The organism is Stenotrophomonas sp. YJH_SMC_12-1 (assembly GCF_059370935.1).
In genome coordinates, this window is record NZ_JCAFUD010000001.1 from 529,919 (window position 1) to 545,139 (window position 15,221).

Genomic DNA, 15,221 nt, shown 5'->3' on the forward strand with positions numbered 1-15,221 from the left:
TTGGTCGACGGGCAGCATGCCAGCCAAGGTTGGCATCTACCAGGACGGCCGGTTCAGGCCGGACGTGAAGCGCTGAAATCGAGCGTGGCGCGCGTGCCACGCGGCTCGCAGGGCTGCAGCTGCAGGGTCCAGCCAAGGTGCTCGCAGAGCCGGGCGATCAGGTCCAGGCCGATGCCGCCGCCACGGTCGGCGCGCTCGCCACGGGCCATCCGCGCGTGGATCGCCGCAATCTCCTCCGGGCTCATGCCATGTCCCGGATCCTGCAGGGTCAGCACCGCCGACGAGCTCAGGCGCAACTCAATGTGGCCACGCCCACTGTTCTCGATGGCATTGCGCAGCAGGTTGCCGATCGCGGCCTGCACGACGGCCAGCGGCGCGACAATATCCACCGGGGCCGCCTGGATGCCGATGCTCAGGTCCTTGTCACCGAGCAGGTGACGATGGTCGTCGACGATTTCCGGCAGCAGCTGGTCCAGGGCGATGCGCTCGGCGCGTGCGGCCAGGCGCGCCGGGTCACGCGCCAGCACCAGCAGCAGTTCGATCAGCTGCTCCACGCTCTGCGCGGTGCGCAGCACGCGTTGCATCTGCTGGCGCGCGCGCTCGGGCAGGCCCGGCTGTTCCAGTGCCAGCTCTGCGGCACCGGTCATCACCGCAATCGGCGTGCGCAGCTCGTGGCTGGCGGTGCTGATGAACACCCGCTCGCGTTCCACAAACTGCTCGTTGCGGTCCAGATAGTCGTTCAGTGCATCGGCAATGGTGTGCAGCTCGGAACTGCCGCGCGGGTCGACCTCGATGCGCTGGCCCTGGACCCCCGGCCGCAGCGCGGCGATGTGCTGCGCCAGCAGGCTCAACGGGCGCACCATGCGTTCCATGCCGAACGACGCCATCAGCACGGTGACGAAGATCATGATCACCCCGGCCAGCATCACCCAGCGCGTGGCGAACTGTTCCAGGTCATGGAAGTCGGAAATGTCCAGCGCCAGCGCCACCCGCCCCATCGAGCCGGTGTCACGCACCATCACCGCAGTCTGCCGCCCCTTGATCGGCACCCCGTCATGCAGCCCCGGGTGCAGCATGCGCACGCTTTCCGGCATGTTGCCTTCATCGAAGCGGAACAGGCTGAGCGTGTCAGAGTCCTGCCAGCGATAGTGCGGCTCGTGCTCGGTGTGCTCGACGATGCTGTCCAGTTCGGAATTGAGCAGCGCGCGCCAGGCAGCGTGCTCTGCATGTTCATGCACGTAGTTGCCGACGCTGAACACCGCGATCGACAGCAGCGCCAGATAGCCCAGCAACCACCACACCACGCGCCGGTACAACGGCCCCGGCTTACTCGCCTTCATCATCATCCTTGCCGGCATCGCTGGGCGTGGTCACGGCCAAGCGGTAACCCACCCGCGGCAGGGTATGGATCAGTTTCTCGGCGAACGGTCCGTCCACACTGCGGCGCAGCTCGTAGACATGCGAACGCAGCAGGTCGCCATCCGGCGGTTCGTCGCCCCACAGAGCGAATTCCAGCTGCTGGCGGGTCACCGCGCCGGGGCTGGCGCGCATGAGCACTTCCAGCAGCTTGCGGCAGGCCGGGTACAGGTGCAGCACCTGGGTGCCGCGCTGGGCTTCCAGGGTGGCCAGATCCAGGACCAGATCGCCCACCTGCAGGCGCTTGCGCGGGTTGCGTCCCTGCGCACGCAGCAGCAGCGCTTCCAGCCGCACCTCCAGCTCCGGGAGTGCGAACGGCTTGGTCAGGTAGTCGTCGGCGCCGGCGCGGAAGCCGGCAATCTTGTCCGGCAGCTCGTCACGCGCGGTCAGCATGATCACCGGCACTTCCGATGCATGCTCGGCGCGCAGCCGGCGCAGCACCTCCGGGCCCTCCATGCGCGGCAGCATCCAGTCCAGGATGACGGCGTCATACGGATGGCTCCCGGCCAGGTGCAGTCCGGTGATGCCATCCGGCGCCACGTCGAGCACATGCCCGCGCGACTCGAAATAGTCGAACAGGTTGGCCACCAGCTGGCGGTTGTCCTCGATCACCAACAGACGCATGCACGAAACATCCACGGAAGTTCGTACCATGGTAGCGCCGCACATGTCGGAATGCGGTCGCCCCGGCGCCGCTCTGACGCTTTTCCCACCCCCGCCACCTCAGAATGGCCGTTTTGCTCCCGGAGCCTGCCGTGCCCGTAGCCCTGCCCCGCCGTTGGCGCCTGCCCCTGTTGTGGCTGCTGATCATTGCTGCGCTGGCAGCGGGGATCGGCCTTCGGCAGCCGCAGCCGCCGGACGAGCCGCGCTTCGTGCTGGCGGCCCGGACCATGGTCGAGAGCGGGCAATGGCTGCTGCCGCACCGCGGCGTGGAACTGTATGCGGAGAAGCCACCCGTCTTCATGTGGCTGCAGGCCGCCGCCTACGAGATCGTCGGCAGCTGGCAGTGGTCCTTCCTGCTGCCGTCGTTGCTGGGCGCCCTGCTCAGCCTGTGGCTGGTGTCGGACCTGGCGCGGCGGCTATGGTCGCCACGACATTCCATCTACGCCGTCGCTGCGCTGTTCTGCACCCTGCAGTTCGGGCTGATGGCCAAGCGCGCGCAGATCGACATGGTGCTGGTGGGCATGACCACCGTGGCCCTCTGGGGCCTGATGCGTCATCTGTGTGAACGCCGCAACCTGCCTGCCCTGTGGCTGGCCGGCTTCGCCGCAGGCGTCGGCACGGTGACCAAGGGCGTGGGTTTCCTGCCGCTGCTAATGGTGCTGCCCTGGTTCGGCTGGTGGCTGTACCAGCGCCGCCGCGGACGCACGGTGGAGGGTCCGCATCCGGCAACCCTGCTCTGGCTGATCCCGGCCTTCCTGCTGGGTGTCGGGGTGTGGCTGGCGCCGCTGGGCTGGGCCCTGCTGCACACGCCCAGTGCCGAACTGCAGGCTTATGCGCACGAGCTGCTGTTCAAGCAGACCGGCACCCGTTATGCCAATGCGTGGCACCACCGGCAGCCCGCCTGGTATTACCTGCAGGTGATCCTTACCCTGTGGCTGCCGGGCAGCCTGCTGCTGCCGATGCTGTTCAAGCCCTGGTGGCGCCGTATCCGCCGTGGCGACCGCCGCCAGTGGCTGCTGCTGGGCTGGGCCGTGCTGGTACTGGTGTTCTTCAGCGCCAGCCCGGGCAAGCGCGAGGTGTACCTGCTGCCGATGTTGCCGGCGATGGCGCTGGCCGTAGCCCCGCTGCTGCCCGGCCTGCTGCGCCGCCTGTGCGTTCGCCGCTACCTGTTCGGCTACAGCGTGGTGCTGATGCTGGCCACTGGCACGCTGGGCGTGATGCTGCTGACCGAACACGCTTGGGCGGTGGCCCAGCTGGAACGCCGCGCCATGCCCGATACCCTGCTGCCGGTGCTGGGCGATGGCCTGCTGACCTTCGCCATCGCGCTGGCCACGCTGATCGTGTGGTTGCGGGTGCGCCGCGCGGCGACGCTGGTGCTGCTGACCCACGGCATGCTGTGGATGCTCTACGGCCTGGTACTGATCCCTGCGCTGGATCCCTATGCATCGGCGTCAGCGCTGATGCGCCGGGTCGGCGCGCGGATCGGACCGGATGCCGAACTGGCGCTGGTGGCCTGGCGCGAGCAGAACCTCCTGCAGGCCGACCGCCCGGTACGCGAATTCGGCTTCAAGCGGCCCTGGGCAGAGCAATGGCATGACGCCGGCCCTTGGCTCGCTGAGGCGCCGGACAAGCGCTGGCTGCTGGTGCTGGACGATGCGATGAGCCCCTGCGTGGACCCGGCCAAAGTGATCGACATCGGTGTTGCCAACAGGAATCGTTGGCAACTGCTTCCCGGTACCGCATGGAACCCGGAGTGCCACGCCGAGCGGACAGGATCGACCGCCGAAGAAGACTGAACGTTGACACGTGCCGGACGAACATTAACCCGGCACGAACGAGCATCCGACCCTTCTCCGACATCCAGGTGACGAGCATGACTGCGGATTCCCGAACCGCCCCTTCCCAGCATGCCCGTCCGTCCCCTTGATTCGGTAGCGCCGCTTGCGACATCACCACTGGCGTCTCGATTTGCCGTAACTCACCTCTGGCTGCCTGTCGCAATCGGTCTGCCGTTGTTTACGCTGCTGATGGGCTTCGGCGGCGATCAATGGGTGGCCGATCACCTGTTCCGTCTTGAAGGCAGCCACTGGGCGCTGCAGGACGCCTGGATCACCCGCAGCGTCGTGCACAAGGCGGGCAAATGGTTGAGCACGGCGGCGGCGCTGGTCGTGATCCTGCTGTGCTTCCACCACTGGCGTAAGGGTCGCGATCGCACCCTGCAATGGGCGCTGCTTTATGTCGTAATTGCCATGGCACTGGGCACCGGCGTGATCTCCCTGCTGAAGTCGCTGGTGCCGATGGAATGCCCGTGGGACCTGCTGCGCTACGGTGGCCACCAGCCTTTCATCGGTCTGTTCACCCTGCGCCCGGAAGGCATGCCGGCACAGGCCTGCTTCCCGGCAGGCCACGCCAGCGCAGGCTATGCGTGGCTCTGCCTGTACTTCTTCGCGTTGCTGTGGCGGCCGTCCTGGCGCTGGACCGGGCTCTGGATCGGCCTCGGCACCGGCCTGGTGTTCGGGATCAGCCAGCAGTTGCGGGGCGCCCATTTCCTTTCGCATGACATTGCCACCGCGTTGATATGTTGGCTGCTTTCGTTGGGCCTGTATGTTCTGATCCACCGTCAGCTGGACCGTCCCCACCGCCAGGAGGCAAACGCATGAGTGCATCGGTCCAACGCCCCGCCCGCCTCCCCGCCCTTGCGGGTCTTCGCAACTGGCGGCCGCAGCTCTCCACGGAAGCACTGATCGCGCTGACCAGCCTGTTCTTCGCGGTGGCCGGCAACGGCCTGTTCTGGCACAGCGCGATGGCCAGCCATCCAGGCAGCCTGCGTTACGCGCTTTCGCTGCTGCTGTTGCTGCTGGGTGCACACGGCGTGCTGCTGGGCATCCTGGTCTGGCGCTGGAATGCCAAAGTGGTAATCAGCCTGTTGCTGCTGGTGACGGCGTTCGCTGCGCACTACATGAGCCGCTACCACATCTATCTGGATGCGGACATGCTGCGCAACGTGCTGGCGACCGACCCCAAGGAGAGCCGCGAGCTGATGACCGTATCGCTGCTGTGGCCGGTGCTGCTGCTGGCCGTGCTGCCGATGGTGGTGCTGTGGCGCGTGCAGCTGCGCCGACGCAGTTGGGGCCGCAGCCTGCTGTGGCGACTCGGCTTCCTGGTCGTGGCGGCGGCGACCGCAGTTGGCGGTGCGCTGATCTCGTTCCAGGATATCTCGGCGCTGATGCGCAACCAGCGCGAAGTACGCTATCTCGCCACCCCGGCCAACGTGCTGCTCGGTATGCCGCGCGCGCTGCGTGGCGACAACCCGGTGCAGCGCGCGCCGAAGCTGCCGATCGGCACCGACGCCAAGGCCACGCCACGCGCCCCGGCCAGCAAGCCGCGCCTGCTGGTGATCGTCATGGGCGAAACCGTGCGCGCGCAGAACTGGGGGCTCAACGGTGGCCGCAACACCACCCCGGAGTTGGCCCAGGCACCGGTGATCAACTTCCCCGACATGCACTCCTGCGGCACCAGCACCGAAGTGTCGCTGCCGTGCCTGTTCTCGCCGTGGGGACGTCACGACTACGATGAAAAGAAGATCCGTGCACACCAGTCGCTGCTGCACGTGCTGAACCGCGCCGGCATCGCACCGTTGTGGCGTGACAACCAGTCCGGCTGCAAGGGCGTCTGCGAAGGGCTGGAGTTCCAGTCGCTGTCCGATGCGACCACGCCGGGGCTGTGCGCCGATGGCCGCTGCATGGACGAGATCCTGCTGCAGGACCTGGCCACCCAGGTGCGTGCCAAGCCCGGTGACCGCGTGGTGGTGCTGCACCAGCTGGGCAACCACGGTCCGGCCTACTTCGAGCGTTACCCGGCAGCCTTCGCGCGCTTCAAGCCAACCTGCGACACCCGTGACATCGGCCGTTGCTCTCGCGAAGAGATCACCAACAGCTATGACAACGCGGTGTTGTACACCGATCATTTCCTGAGCAAGACCATCGGCACCCTGCAGGGCATGCAGGATTACGACACGGCGATGATCTACCTGTCCGACCATGGTGAATCGCTGGGCGAGAAGGGCCTGTTCCTGCATGGCGTGCCGTATGCGATCGCTCCGGCCGAGCAGACCCGCGTACCGATGACGATATGGTTCTCGCCGGGCTTTGCCAGCAGCCGTGGGTTGGACCTGCAGTGCGTGCGCAAGCGTTCGGCGGCGTATACCGACCACGACAACCTGTTCCCGTCGGTGCTGGGCCTGATGCAGGTGAAGACCTCGCTGTATGAGCGCGATCGCGACCTGTTCGCCAACTGCGAAGGTTGAGGGTTGTTCGGCAGGGCTTGCAGCCCTGCACCCGCGGTAGTGCCGGCCGCTGGCCGGCAGCCTCGACAGCAACAGCAACAGCAACAGCAACAGCAACAGCAAAAGCAAAAGCAAAAGCTGGCATTCCGTGGATTGGCGGGGTGGGTCCGGTTGCGGGGGACGCTGCAAGTACGTCCATGTAAGCTCGGTCGCCGCATCCATGCGGCTCACGCCCCCGCAACCGGACCCACCCCGCCTTCGACAGATTTCCGCGATCTGTTGGAACGACGCATTGCCCTGGTGGGTGTCGACCTTGGTCGACACAGTAGATCCACGCCATGCGTGGATGACTCATTCGATATCTGACAGATGTGTCGACCAAGGTCGACACCTACCGACAGCACATGGAATCTGTCGGAGGTGGGGCGGTGTCGGAGTGCGGGGTGTCAGCCGCATGGATGCGGCTGCCAAGCCTACAAGGACGTACTTGCGGCGTCCCCGCACTCCAACACCGCCCCGCCAAACCACGGACAGTCCGCTGTTGCTGTTGCTTCGGCCTTTGCCGTTGCTTGAAGGCCTCTGCGGGTGCCGGGCGCCGCCCGGCCGACTTCCGCCACTTGCGGTGGCAGCGACGGCCCACTAGCCTTCGGCCGTCGTTCACCACCCAAGGACCGCCCGTGAAACACCGTCATCTCCTGCTGGCCTCGGCAATCGCCGCCGCCACGCTGGCCCTGGCCGCCTGCAAAAAGGAAGCTGCCCCAGGCACCGATACCGCCAGCAGCAGCGCCCCGGCCGGCGAAACCGCCGACCAGTTCGTGGCCCGCATCAATGCCGAATTCAAGGCCGCCTACCCGGAGATGACCTCGGCGCAGTGGCTGTCTTCCACCTACATCAACAGTGATTCCGAACGCATCGCGGCCAAGGCCAACGAGCGCTCGCTGACCCAGCTCAACAGCTGGATCGAGCAGGCCGCCAAGTTCGACGGCAAGCCGATGAGCGAGGACAGCAAGCGTGCGATCCACCTGCTGAAACTGATGTCCTCGATGCCGGCGCCGCGCGATCCGGCCAAGCTGGCCGAGCTGACCCAGATCGCCACCCGCATGGAAGGCAGCTACGGCGCTGGCAAGTACTGCACCGACGCCAACGATCCGAACTCCTGCCGCCAGCTGGGCGAGCTGGAACAGGTACTGGCGCGCAGCCGCGACTACGACAAGCAGCTTGACGCCTGGCAGGGCTGGCACAGCACCACCAAGAGCATGCGCGGCGACTACCAGAAGTTCGTCGGCCTGGTGAACGAAGGCGCCAAGGGCATGGGCTTCACCGATGCCGGCCAGATGTGGCGCAGCGGCTACGACATGCCGCCGGAGCAGATCGGCCCGGAAACCGACCGCCTGTGGGAACAGGTCAAGCCGATGTACGAGCAGCTGCACTGCTACGCGCGCGGCAAGCTGGACAAGACCTATGGCAAGGACAAGGCCGAAGTGGGCAATGGCCTGATCGCCGCGCACCTGCTGGGCAACATGTGGCAGCAGGACTGGTCGAACCTGTGGGACCAGCTGGAACCGTACCCGGGCGCCGGCAGCCTGGACATCACCGCGGCGCTGGAAAAGCAGTACCAGACCAACCTGAGCGCGGCGCTGGCCAAGGCCGGCAAGGATGCCAACGTGGCCGCGCAGTACAAGGCGCAGCGCGAGGCCGAACTGCGTACCGCCAAGCAGATGACCGAGCGCGCGCAGGACTTCTACGTGTCGCTGGGCATGCCGTCGCTGCCGCAGTCCTACTGGGAAAAGACCCAGTTCATCAAGCCTGACGACCGCGACGTGGTCTGCCACGCCAGTGCCTGGGACATGAACATGGAAGGCGACGTGCGCACCAAGATGTGCATCAAGCCGAACGAAGAGAACTTCACCACCATCTACCACGAGCTGGGCCACATCTATTACGACCTGGCCTACAACCCGCTGCCACCGCTGTTCCAGGGCGGTGCCAACGATGGCTTCCACGAAGCGATCGGCGACACCATCGTGCTGGCGATGACGCCCAAGTACCTCAGCTCGATCGGCCTGGTCGATGCGCCGACCGAAAGCCGCGAGGCGGTCATCAACAACCAGATGCGCATGGCGCTGTCAGGCGTGTCGTTCCTGCCGTTCGGGCTGATGATCGACCGCTGGCGCTGGGGCGTGTTCGATGGCTCGATCACTGCCGACAACTACAACAAGGCGTGGTGGGACCTGAAGGCCAAGTACCAGGGCGTGGCGCCGGCCAGCACCCGTGGCGAAGAGTTCTTCGATCCGGGCGCGAAGTACCACGTGCCGGGCAACACCCCGTACACCCGCTACTTCCTGGCGCGCATCCTGCAGTTCCAGTTCTACAAGGGCCTGTGCGATGCGGCCGGCTACAAGGGCCCGCTGCATGAGTGCACCTTCTACGGCAACAAGGAAGCCGGCCAGAAGTACTGGGCGATGCTGAGCAAGGGTGCCAGCCAGCCGTGGCAGGCCACGCTGAAGGAGCTGACCGGTACCGACAAGCTCGATGCCGGCCCGATGATCGAGTACTTCACCCCGGTCAACGAGTGGCTGAAGCAGCAGAACGAAGGCCAGATGTGCGGCTGGCAGGCCAACGCGGCCCCGGCGGCAAAATGAAAAAAGGGGCGGGTCCGCGAGGATCCGTCCCTTTCCGGTAGTGCCGGCCGCTGGCCGGCAACTACGCGATGAAGACCCAACGGGCAGCCGGCCAGCGGCCGGCTCTACCGAAACAGCAGTCAGCTGTTCTTCTTCGCGGCCATCGCTGCGGCCAGCTCGGCCTTGAATTCCTCGAAGGTCTGGCCCTTCTCCCTGGCTTCGGCCTGTGCGGCATCGCGCAGTGCATCGGAGTACATCAGGCGCACCGGCGTGCCGTTGCGTTCGTGCAGCTCACCGGCCTGCATGATCAGCGCCAGCACCTGTGCGGCGCTTTCGCTGTGGCCGGCAATGCGGCCATCCATGCCCAGCACCCATTCGCCGTCGCGGCGCACGACACCGGCCAGCAGGGTGCGCTGTGCATCGCGCAGTTCCGCATGCGGCTCCACCGGCGAGGCCTGCGCGGCGGCCTTGTTGGCGGCCTGCTTTTCCTGGCGACGGCGCTGGTCGCGGCGGGTCTTGGAGCTGGTGGACATGGTGCGGTACCGCTGCGAAGGGGGGCGCAAGGATAGCGCACCCCGCCCGCAGCACCGCTTCACACCCCTCAGTCCAGCACTTTGCCGTGCCGCCAGTAGCCCATGAAGGTGATCGCGCGGCGGTCCAGCCCGCAATCGCGCACCAGATGGCGACGGATCGCCATCACGGCCCCCGCCTCGCCCGCCACCCAGGCGTACAGCGGCCCGGCCACCCGGGTATCGGCCTGCTCCCAGAGGATCTGCGTATCGACGTCGATCTCCTCCAGCGCATCGCCGGCAGTCACGCCCGAGGTCGCTGCCAACCGCGCCTGGACCGCCTGCAGCAACCGCTGTCCGTAGGCGGCCTGCCCGCGCGGCAGCCAGACCAGCTCGGCGCTGGAGGGCGCCTTCAGGTGCACCGCATCACCGGCCTGCGCCACCTCCAGCAGCGCCAGCGTGCGCGGTGGGTCGACCATGGCCGCCAGTTCCTCGAGGATGCCGGCCACCGCAGGCAACGCGGTTTCATCGGCCACCAGCAGCACCTGGCCGACACCGGCCGGTGGCTTCCACTCCCAGCCCTCGCTGCTCTCGGCACAGTCGGCGTCCGGGGCCAGCAGCACTACACGGTCGCCTGGGCGGGCGTGCATGGCCCAGCGCGAGGCGGGGCCGGTTTCGCCATGGATGACGAAATCGACGTCGACCTCGCCCTGCTCGGCGCGCAACTGGCGGATGGTGTAGGTACGCATCGGCGGGCGCTTGTCGTCCGGCAGGGCCCGGTAGCGTGGGTACCAGTCTTCACCGCTGGGGACCTGCGGCACCTCCTGGCCGGGCAAGGGGAAGAACACCTTGATGCGCTGGTCAGGGCCTTCGGTCTTCATCCGCGCCACGTCGGCACCGGTGAACACCATGCGGTCAAGGGAAGGGGAAAGAACGCGGCGCTCCTTCAGCGCCACCTCGAACAGGCGGTAGGTCTGCTGCGCAGCCATGGGGAACCTCATGCAACGACATCGGATTGGCTGGCTGTCGTGCATCCACGCACCGGCTGGCTGGAGTGCCCAGCCTAGTCCGGTCGTTCCTCTTCGCAAGCGTTGCGGGCAAAGCGGCCGGCCCTACCCCTGCGCGCTGCTCAATGGCCCGTGCAGGCCGCCTGTGCCGCGCGTTCACGCTGGTGTTCCCAGTACCAGAACACGAAGCCGGCGGCGAAGAACGCGGCCTGCCCCAGCGCCAGGTGCAGCGGGCTGGCACTGAGCAGCGGCGACACCACGCCGGCCACCACCGTGCTGATCATCAGCTGCACGAAGGCCTGCAGCGACGAGGCCAGGCCGCGCTGGTGCGGGTACATGTCCAGCACCGCCAGCGCCAGGATCGGGAAGATCAATGCCATGCCCATGCCGCCCAGGAAGATCGGCAGTACCGCCCATGGCAGCACGAACTGTGGCGACAGCGCCACGTAGCCGACATTCAGCAGCACCGACAGCGCACACAGGCCGAAACCAATGGACACCTGGCGGGTGGGCGTGGTGTGCCCGGCCATGCGCCCGGACAGGAACGAGCCGGTGGTCATGCCGCCGATGGTGGGGATGAACAGCCAGGCAAAACCACCCTCGCCCAGATGCAGGTGCTGCATCACGAACACCGGCGCCGAGGAGATGTACAGGAAAATGCCGCCGAAACCGATGCTGCCGGCCAGCGCCAGGCGCAGAAACCGCGGGTTGAAACCGATGCGCACGTAATCACGCAGCAGCACGCGCGGCGACAACGGCACCCGTGCCTCCACCGGATGGGTTTCCGGCAGGTAGCGTGCAGTGGCCGCCAGCAGGAGCAGCGCAAACACCACCAGGAACCAGAAAATCAGTGGCCAGCCGGCGCCACTGAGCAGGATCCAGCCGCCAATGATCGGTGCGATGGCCGGAGCGATGCCGAACAGCATCGATACCTGGCTCATCAGACGCTGCGCGTCGTGTCCGTGGTACAGGTCGCGGATCACCGCGCGGCCGACGATCATGCCGACGCCTGCTGACAGGCCCTGCAGCGCACGGAACGCCAGCAGCGTGGTCAGGTCGGTGGACAGCGCGCAGCCGACCGAAGCGCCGACGAACACCACCAGGCCACCGAGGATCACCCGCTTGCGGCCCCAGGCATCGGACAGCGGGCCGTGCGCAAGGCTCATCAGGCCGTAGAACAGCAGATACACGCTGATGGTCTGCTGCACCGCCACCTCGTCCACCGCCAGGCGCTGGGCCAGCTGCGGGAACGCCGGGAAGATGGTGTCGATCGAGAACGGACCGAACATGGCCAGGCCGGCGAGCAGCAGGGCCATGCGGCGGGTGGAGGGAGCAACAGCGGCGGTCATGGGAAAGGCGTCCGGCAGGGCCATGCGCGGCACGCACGGCGGGCGCCGGTCCCCTGCAGCAGGGACGGCGCCAGATGAATTCGGGTATCCGCCCATCATAGGTGGGGATTGCACCTGATGCCATGCAGCAGTGCACAAAACGCACGGACGGGCCATCGGCCATTCAGGCGCGGCCTCCAGGACCGAAGGCGGCCGCCGCGCCCGCAACGGGCTATAATCGGCGGGCAACACGGTGGGAGAAGCGGAACACCGCTGCCGAAGGCGCAACGCCCGTAATCGCTCAGGCCCGATACCACCCGTAACACAACTCTGGAGAGACCGGTTCGATCCGGCGCCGAAGGGGCACGAAGCTGCGGTCCGCCGCGCTTTTAAACTCTCAGGCAAAAGGACAGAGGGGCGCCCCGCAGACCGCCGACCGGCGGCTTGTGCCCGTGCGTGTGCCCTTTCCTGACGGATCCTTCGCCATGTCCCAGAACACCCCTTCCCTGCGTGAGCTCGAGCACCACAACGCGTTCGTCGAGCGCCACATCGGCCCCAACGACGCCGAGATCGCGCAGATGCTCGACGTCGTCGGCCACGCGTCGCTGGATGCGATGACCGACGCCATCGTGCCGGCCAAGATCAAGTCGCCGGCACCGCTGGCACTGCCGGAGTCGATGACCGAAGTGCAGGCACTGGCGAAGATCCGTGCGATCGCCGACAAGAACACCGTGCTGCGCAGCTTCATCGGCCAGGGTTACTACGGTACCCACACGCCGAACGTGATCCTGCGCAACATCCTGGAAAACCCGGCGTGGTACACCGCCTACACCCCGTACCAGGCGGAAATCTCGCAGGGCCGCATGGAAGCGCTGATCAACTTCCAGACCCTGTGCGCCGACCTGACCGGCATGGAAATCGCCAACGCCTCGCTGCTGGACGAAGCCACCGCCGCCGCCGAAGCGATGACCCTGGCCAAGCGTTCGGCCAAGTCGAAGTCGGACACCTTCTTCGTGCACGACGCCGTGCACCCGCAGACCCTGGAACTGCTGCGTACCCGCGCCGAGCCCATGGGCATCGTGCTGCGCGTCGGCGCCCCGGCCGAAGCGCTGGAAGCAGAAGCCTTCGGCCTGCTGCTGCAGTATCCGGACACCTTTGGCCAGGTCGGCGACTACAAGGCGCTGGTCGATGCCGTGCACGCACGCGGCGGCCTGGTGGCCGTGGCCACCGACCTGCTGGCCCTGACCCTGCTGGCTGCCCCGGGCGAATGGGGCGCGGACATCGTTGTCGGCAACAGCCAGCGTTTCGGCGTGCCGTTCGGCTTCGGTGGCCCGCACGCCGCCTTCATGGCCTGCCGTGACGCCTACAAGCGCTCGATGCCGGGCCGCCTGATCGGCGTTTCGATCGATGCCCAGGGCAACCCGGCCTACCGCCTGACCCTGCAGACCCGCGAACAGCACATCCGCCGCGAGAAGGCCACCTCCAACATCTGTACCGCGCAGGTGCTGCTGGCGGTGATGGCCTCGATGTACGCCGTTTACCACGGCCCGGAAGGCCTGACCCGCATTGCCCGCCGCACCCATCGACTGGCCTCGATCCTGGCCGCAGCGCTGCGCAATGCCGGCGTGCAGGTCGGTGGCGACTTCTTCGACACCCTGCATGTCACCGGCGTGCATGCCGATGAGATCCACGCCAGCGCCCGTGCCGCCGGTTACAACCTGCGCGCGATCGACAGCGACTCGGTCGGCATCAGCCTGGACGAGACCGCCACCCGTGCCGACGTGGTCGCGCTGGCCGCCGTGTTCGGCGCGCAGGCCGACGTCGAGGCGCTGGATGCCAGCACCGCCGATGCGCTGCCGGCCGGCCTGCTGCGCCAGTCCGCGTTCCTGACCCATCCGGTGTTCAACACCCACCACAGCGAGCACGAACTGCTGCGCTACCTGCGTTCGCTGGCCGACAAGGACCTGGCGATGGACCGCACGATGATCCCGCTGGGCTCGTGCACGATGAAGCTCAACGCCACCGCCGAGATGATCCCGGTGACCTGGCCGGAGTTCTCGCAGATCCATCCGCTGGTGCCGGCCGACCAGGCACTGGGCTACAAGGAACTGATCGACTCGCTGGAAGCGATGCTGGTCGAATGCACCGGCTACGACGCGGTCAGCCTGCAGCCGAACTCCGGCGCACAGGGCGAGTACGCCGGCCTGCTGGCGATCCGGGCATACCACCGCTCGCGCGGCGAAGGCCACCGCGACATCTGCCTGATCCCGGATTCGGCGCACGGCACCAACCCGGCCTCGGCGCAGATGTGCGGCATGAAGGTGGTGGTCACCAAGACCGATGCCAACGGCAACGTCGATGTGGAAGACATCCGCCTCAACGCCGAGAAGTACAGCGACCGCCTGGCCGCGATCATGATGACCTACCCGTCCACGCACGGCGTGTTCGAGGAAGAGGTGGTCGAGATCTGCGAGATCATCCACCAGCACGGCGGCCAGGTGTACACCGACGGCGCCAACATGAACGCCCTGGTCGGCGTGGCCAAGCCCGGCAAGTGGGGTTCGGACGTTTCGCACCTGAACCTGCACAAGACCTTCTGCATCCCGCACGGCGGCGGCGGCCCGGGCGTCGGCCCGTGCGCGGTCAAGGAACACCTGGCCCCGTTCCTGCCGGGCAAGCTGGGTGACAACGGCCCGGTCGGCATGGTCAGCGCCGCCAGCTTCGGCAGCGCCTCGATCCTGCCGATCAGCTGGATGTACATCGCGATGATGGGCCGCGAAGGCCTGCGCAAGGCCACCCAGGTCGCGCAGCTCAACGCCAACTACATCGCCAAGCGCCTGGCCCCGCACTTCAAGACCCTGTACACCGGCCGCAACGGCCTGGTGGCACACGAGTGCATCCTCGACGTACGCCCGCTGGAGAAGACCAGCGGCATCGGCGCCGAGGACGTCGCCAAGCGCCTGATCGACTTCGGCTTCCACGCCCCGACCCTGAGCTTCCCGGTGGCCGGCACGCTGATGGTCGAACCGACCGAGAGCGAATCGCTGCACGAGCTGGACCGCTTCATCGACGCGATGATCCAGATCCGCGAGGAGATCACCGCGATCGAAGACGGCCGCCTGGACCGCGAGGACAACCCGCTGAAGAACGCGCCGCACACCGCCACCGCGGTGACCGCCAGCGAGTGGACCCACGCCTACCCGCGCGAACTGGCTGCCTTCCCGCTGGCCAGCCTGAAGCAGAGCAAGTACTGGCCGCCGGTGGCGCGCGTCGACAACGTGTACGGCGACAAGAACGTGATGTGCGCCTGCATCCCGGTCGATGCCTACAAGGATGATGAAGTCGAGGCTTGATTCCTCGCGGCATCGGTAAAGAGAACGGCCCGCGCAAGC

Annotated in this window: 10 protein-coding genes and 1 riboswitch; of the genes, 5 read left to right on the forward strand and 5 right to left on the reverse strand. The window is 66.9% G+C overall.

Going from position 1 to position 15,221, the window contains the following annotated elements; all coding sequences use genetic code 11:
• Positions 1-53: 53 nt before the first annotated feature.
• Positions 54-1,340, reverse strand: a complete 1,287-nt coding sequence (locus AC5P8Y_RS02500; protein WP_033834363.1) for a sensor histidine kinase — start codon at positions 1,338-1,340, stop codon at positions 54-56.
• Complete coding sequence (locus tag AC5P8Y_RS02505) at positions 1,327-2,040, reverse strand: response regulator transcription factor (RefSeq protein WP_005410617.1); 714 nt, start codon at positions 2,038-2,040, stop codon at positions 1,327-1,329. The genes AC5P8Y_RS02500 and AC5P8Y_RS02505 overlap by 14 nt, the downstream gene beginning before the upstream one ends.
• A 131-nt stretch (positions 2,041-2,171) precedes the next feature.
• On the opposite strand from AC5P8Y_RS02505, the gene AC5P8Y_RS02510 reads away from it, so the two are divergent.
• The 4 genes from AC5P8Y_RS02510 (at position 2,172) to AC5P8Y_RS02525 (ending at position 9,006) form a co-directional block, all read left to right on the forward strand.
• On the forward strand, positions 2,172-3,875 hold the full coding sequence (locus AC5P8Y_RS02510) for an ArnT family glycosyltransferase (RefSeq protein ID WP_049431415.1): 1,704 nt from the start codon (positions 2,172-2,174) through the stop codon (positions 3,873-3,875).
• Between the two features lie 111 nt (positions 3,876-3,986).
• Positions 3,987-4,739, forward strand: a complete 753-nt coding sequence (locus AC5P8Y_RS02515; protein ID WP_012480985.1) for a phosphatase PAP2 family protein — start codon at positions 3,987-3,989, stop codon at positions 4,737-4,739.
• On the forward strand, positions 4,736-6,385 hold the full coding sequence (locus tag AC5P8Y_RS02520; protein ID WP_111188437.1) for a phosphoethanolamine transferase: 1,650 nt from the start codon (positions 4,736-4,738) through the stop codon (positions 6,383-6,385). Before AC5P8Y_RS02515 ends, AC5P8Y_RS02520 begins: the two co-directional genes overlap by 4 nt.
• Positions 6,386-7,041: 656 nt before the next feature.
• Positions 7,042-9,006 carry a M2 family metallopeptidase gene (locus tag AC5P8Y_RS02525; protein WP_033835369.1) on the forward strand — a complete coding sequence of 655 codons (1,965 nt, stop codon included), beginning with the start codon at positions 7,042-7,044 and terminating at the stop codon, positions 9,004-9,006.
• A gap of 119 nt (positions 9,007-9,125) precedes the next feature.
• Here the strand turns inward: AC5P8Y_RS02525 and AC5P8Y_RS02530 are convergent, their stop codons facing one another.
• The 3 genes from AC5P8Y_RS02530 to AC5P8Y_RS02540 all read right to left on the reverse strand — a co-directional run bounded on the left by AC5P8Y_RS02530 (position 9,126) and on the right by AC5P8Y_RS02540 (position 11,850).
• Positions 9,126-9,518: a hypothetical protein gene (locus tag AC5P8Y_RS02530; protein WP_005410623.1), complete on the reverse strand. Its 393-nt coding sequence runs from the start codon at positions 9,516-9,518 to the stop codon at positions 9,126-9,128.
• A gap of 68 nt (positions 9,519-9,586) precedes the next feature.
• On the reverse strand, positions 9,587-10,483 hold the full coding sequence (locus AC5P8Y_RS02535; protein WP_049459388.1) for a siderophore-interacting protein: 897 nt from the start codon (positions 10,481-10,483) through the stop codon (positions 9,587-9,589).
• A 140-nt stretch (positions 10,484-10,623) separates the two neighbouring features.
• Positions 10,624-11,850: a multidrug effflux MFS transporter gene (locus tag AC5P8Y_RS02540; protein WP_032966071.1), complete on the reverse strand. Its 1,227-nt coding sequence runs from the start codon at positions 11,848-11,850 to the stop codon at positions 10,624-10,626.
• 299 nt (positions 11,851-12,149) lie between these two features.
• A riboswitch (glycine riboswitch) is annotated at positions 12,150-12,252 on the forward strand.
• 62 nt (positions 12,253-12,314) lie between these two features.
• Here AC5P8Y_RS02540 and gcvP point away from each other — a divergent pair.
• The gene (gcvP, locus tag AC5P8Y_RS02545) at positions 12,315-15,182 is read left to right on the forward strand and encodes an aminomethyl-transferring glycine dehydrogenase (RefSeq protein WP_111188344.1); all 2,868 of its coding nucleotides are present in this window, start codon (positions 12,315-12,317) and stop codon (positions 15,180-15,182) included.
• The last annotated feature ends 39 nt before the right edge of the window (positions 15,183-15,221 follow it).

Bases quoted from the DNA above. Each gene is read 5' to 3' on its own strand.
- AC5P8Y_RS02535 (WP_049459388.1), bottom strand. From the start codon at position 10,483: ATGGCTGCGCAGCAGACCTACCGCCTGTTCGAGGTGGCGCTGAAGGAG.
- AC5P8Y_RS02505 (WP_005410617.1), bottom strand. From the start codon at position 2,040: ATGCGTCTGTTGGTGATCGAGGACAACCGCCAGCTGGTGGCCAACCTG.
- AC5P8Y_RS02500 (WP_033834363.1), bottom strand. From the start codon at position 1,340: ATGAAGGCGAGTAAGCCGGGGCCGTTGTACCGGCGCGTGGTGTGGTGG.
- AC5P8Y_RS02540 (WP_032966071.1), bottom strand. From the start codon at position 11,850: ATGACCGCCGCTGTTGCTCCCTCCACCCGCCGCATGGCCCTGCTGCTC.
- AC5P8Y_RS02515 (WP_012480985.1), top strand. From the start codon at position 3,987: ATGCCCGTCCGTCCCCTTGATTCGGTAGCGCCGCTTGCGACATCACCA.
- AC5P8Y_RS02530 (WP_005410623.1), bottom strand. From the start codon at position 9,518: ATGTCCACCAGCTCCAAGACCCGCCGCGACCAGCGCCGTCGCCAGGAA.
- AC5P8Y_RS02520 (WP_111188437.1), top strand. From the start codon at position 4,736: ATGAGTGCATCGGTCCAACGCCCCGCCCGCCTCCCCGCCCTTGCGGGT.
- gcvP (WP_111188344.1), top strand. From the start codon at position 12,315: ATGTCCCAGAACACCCCTTCCCTGCGTGAGCTCGAGCACCACAACGCG.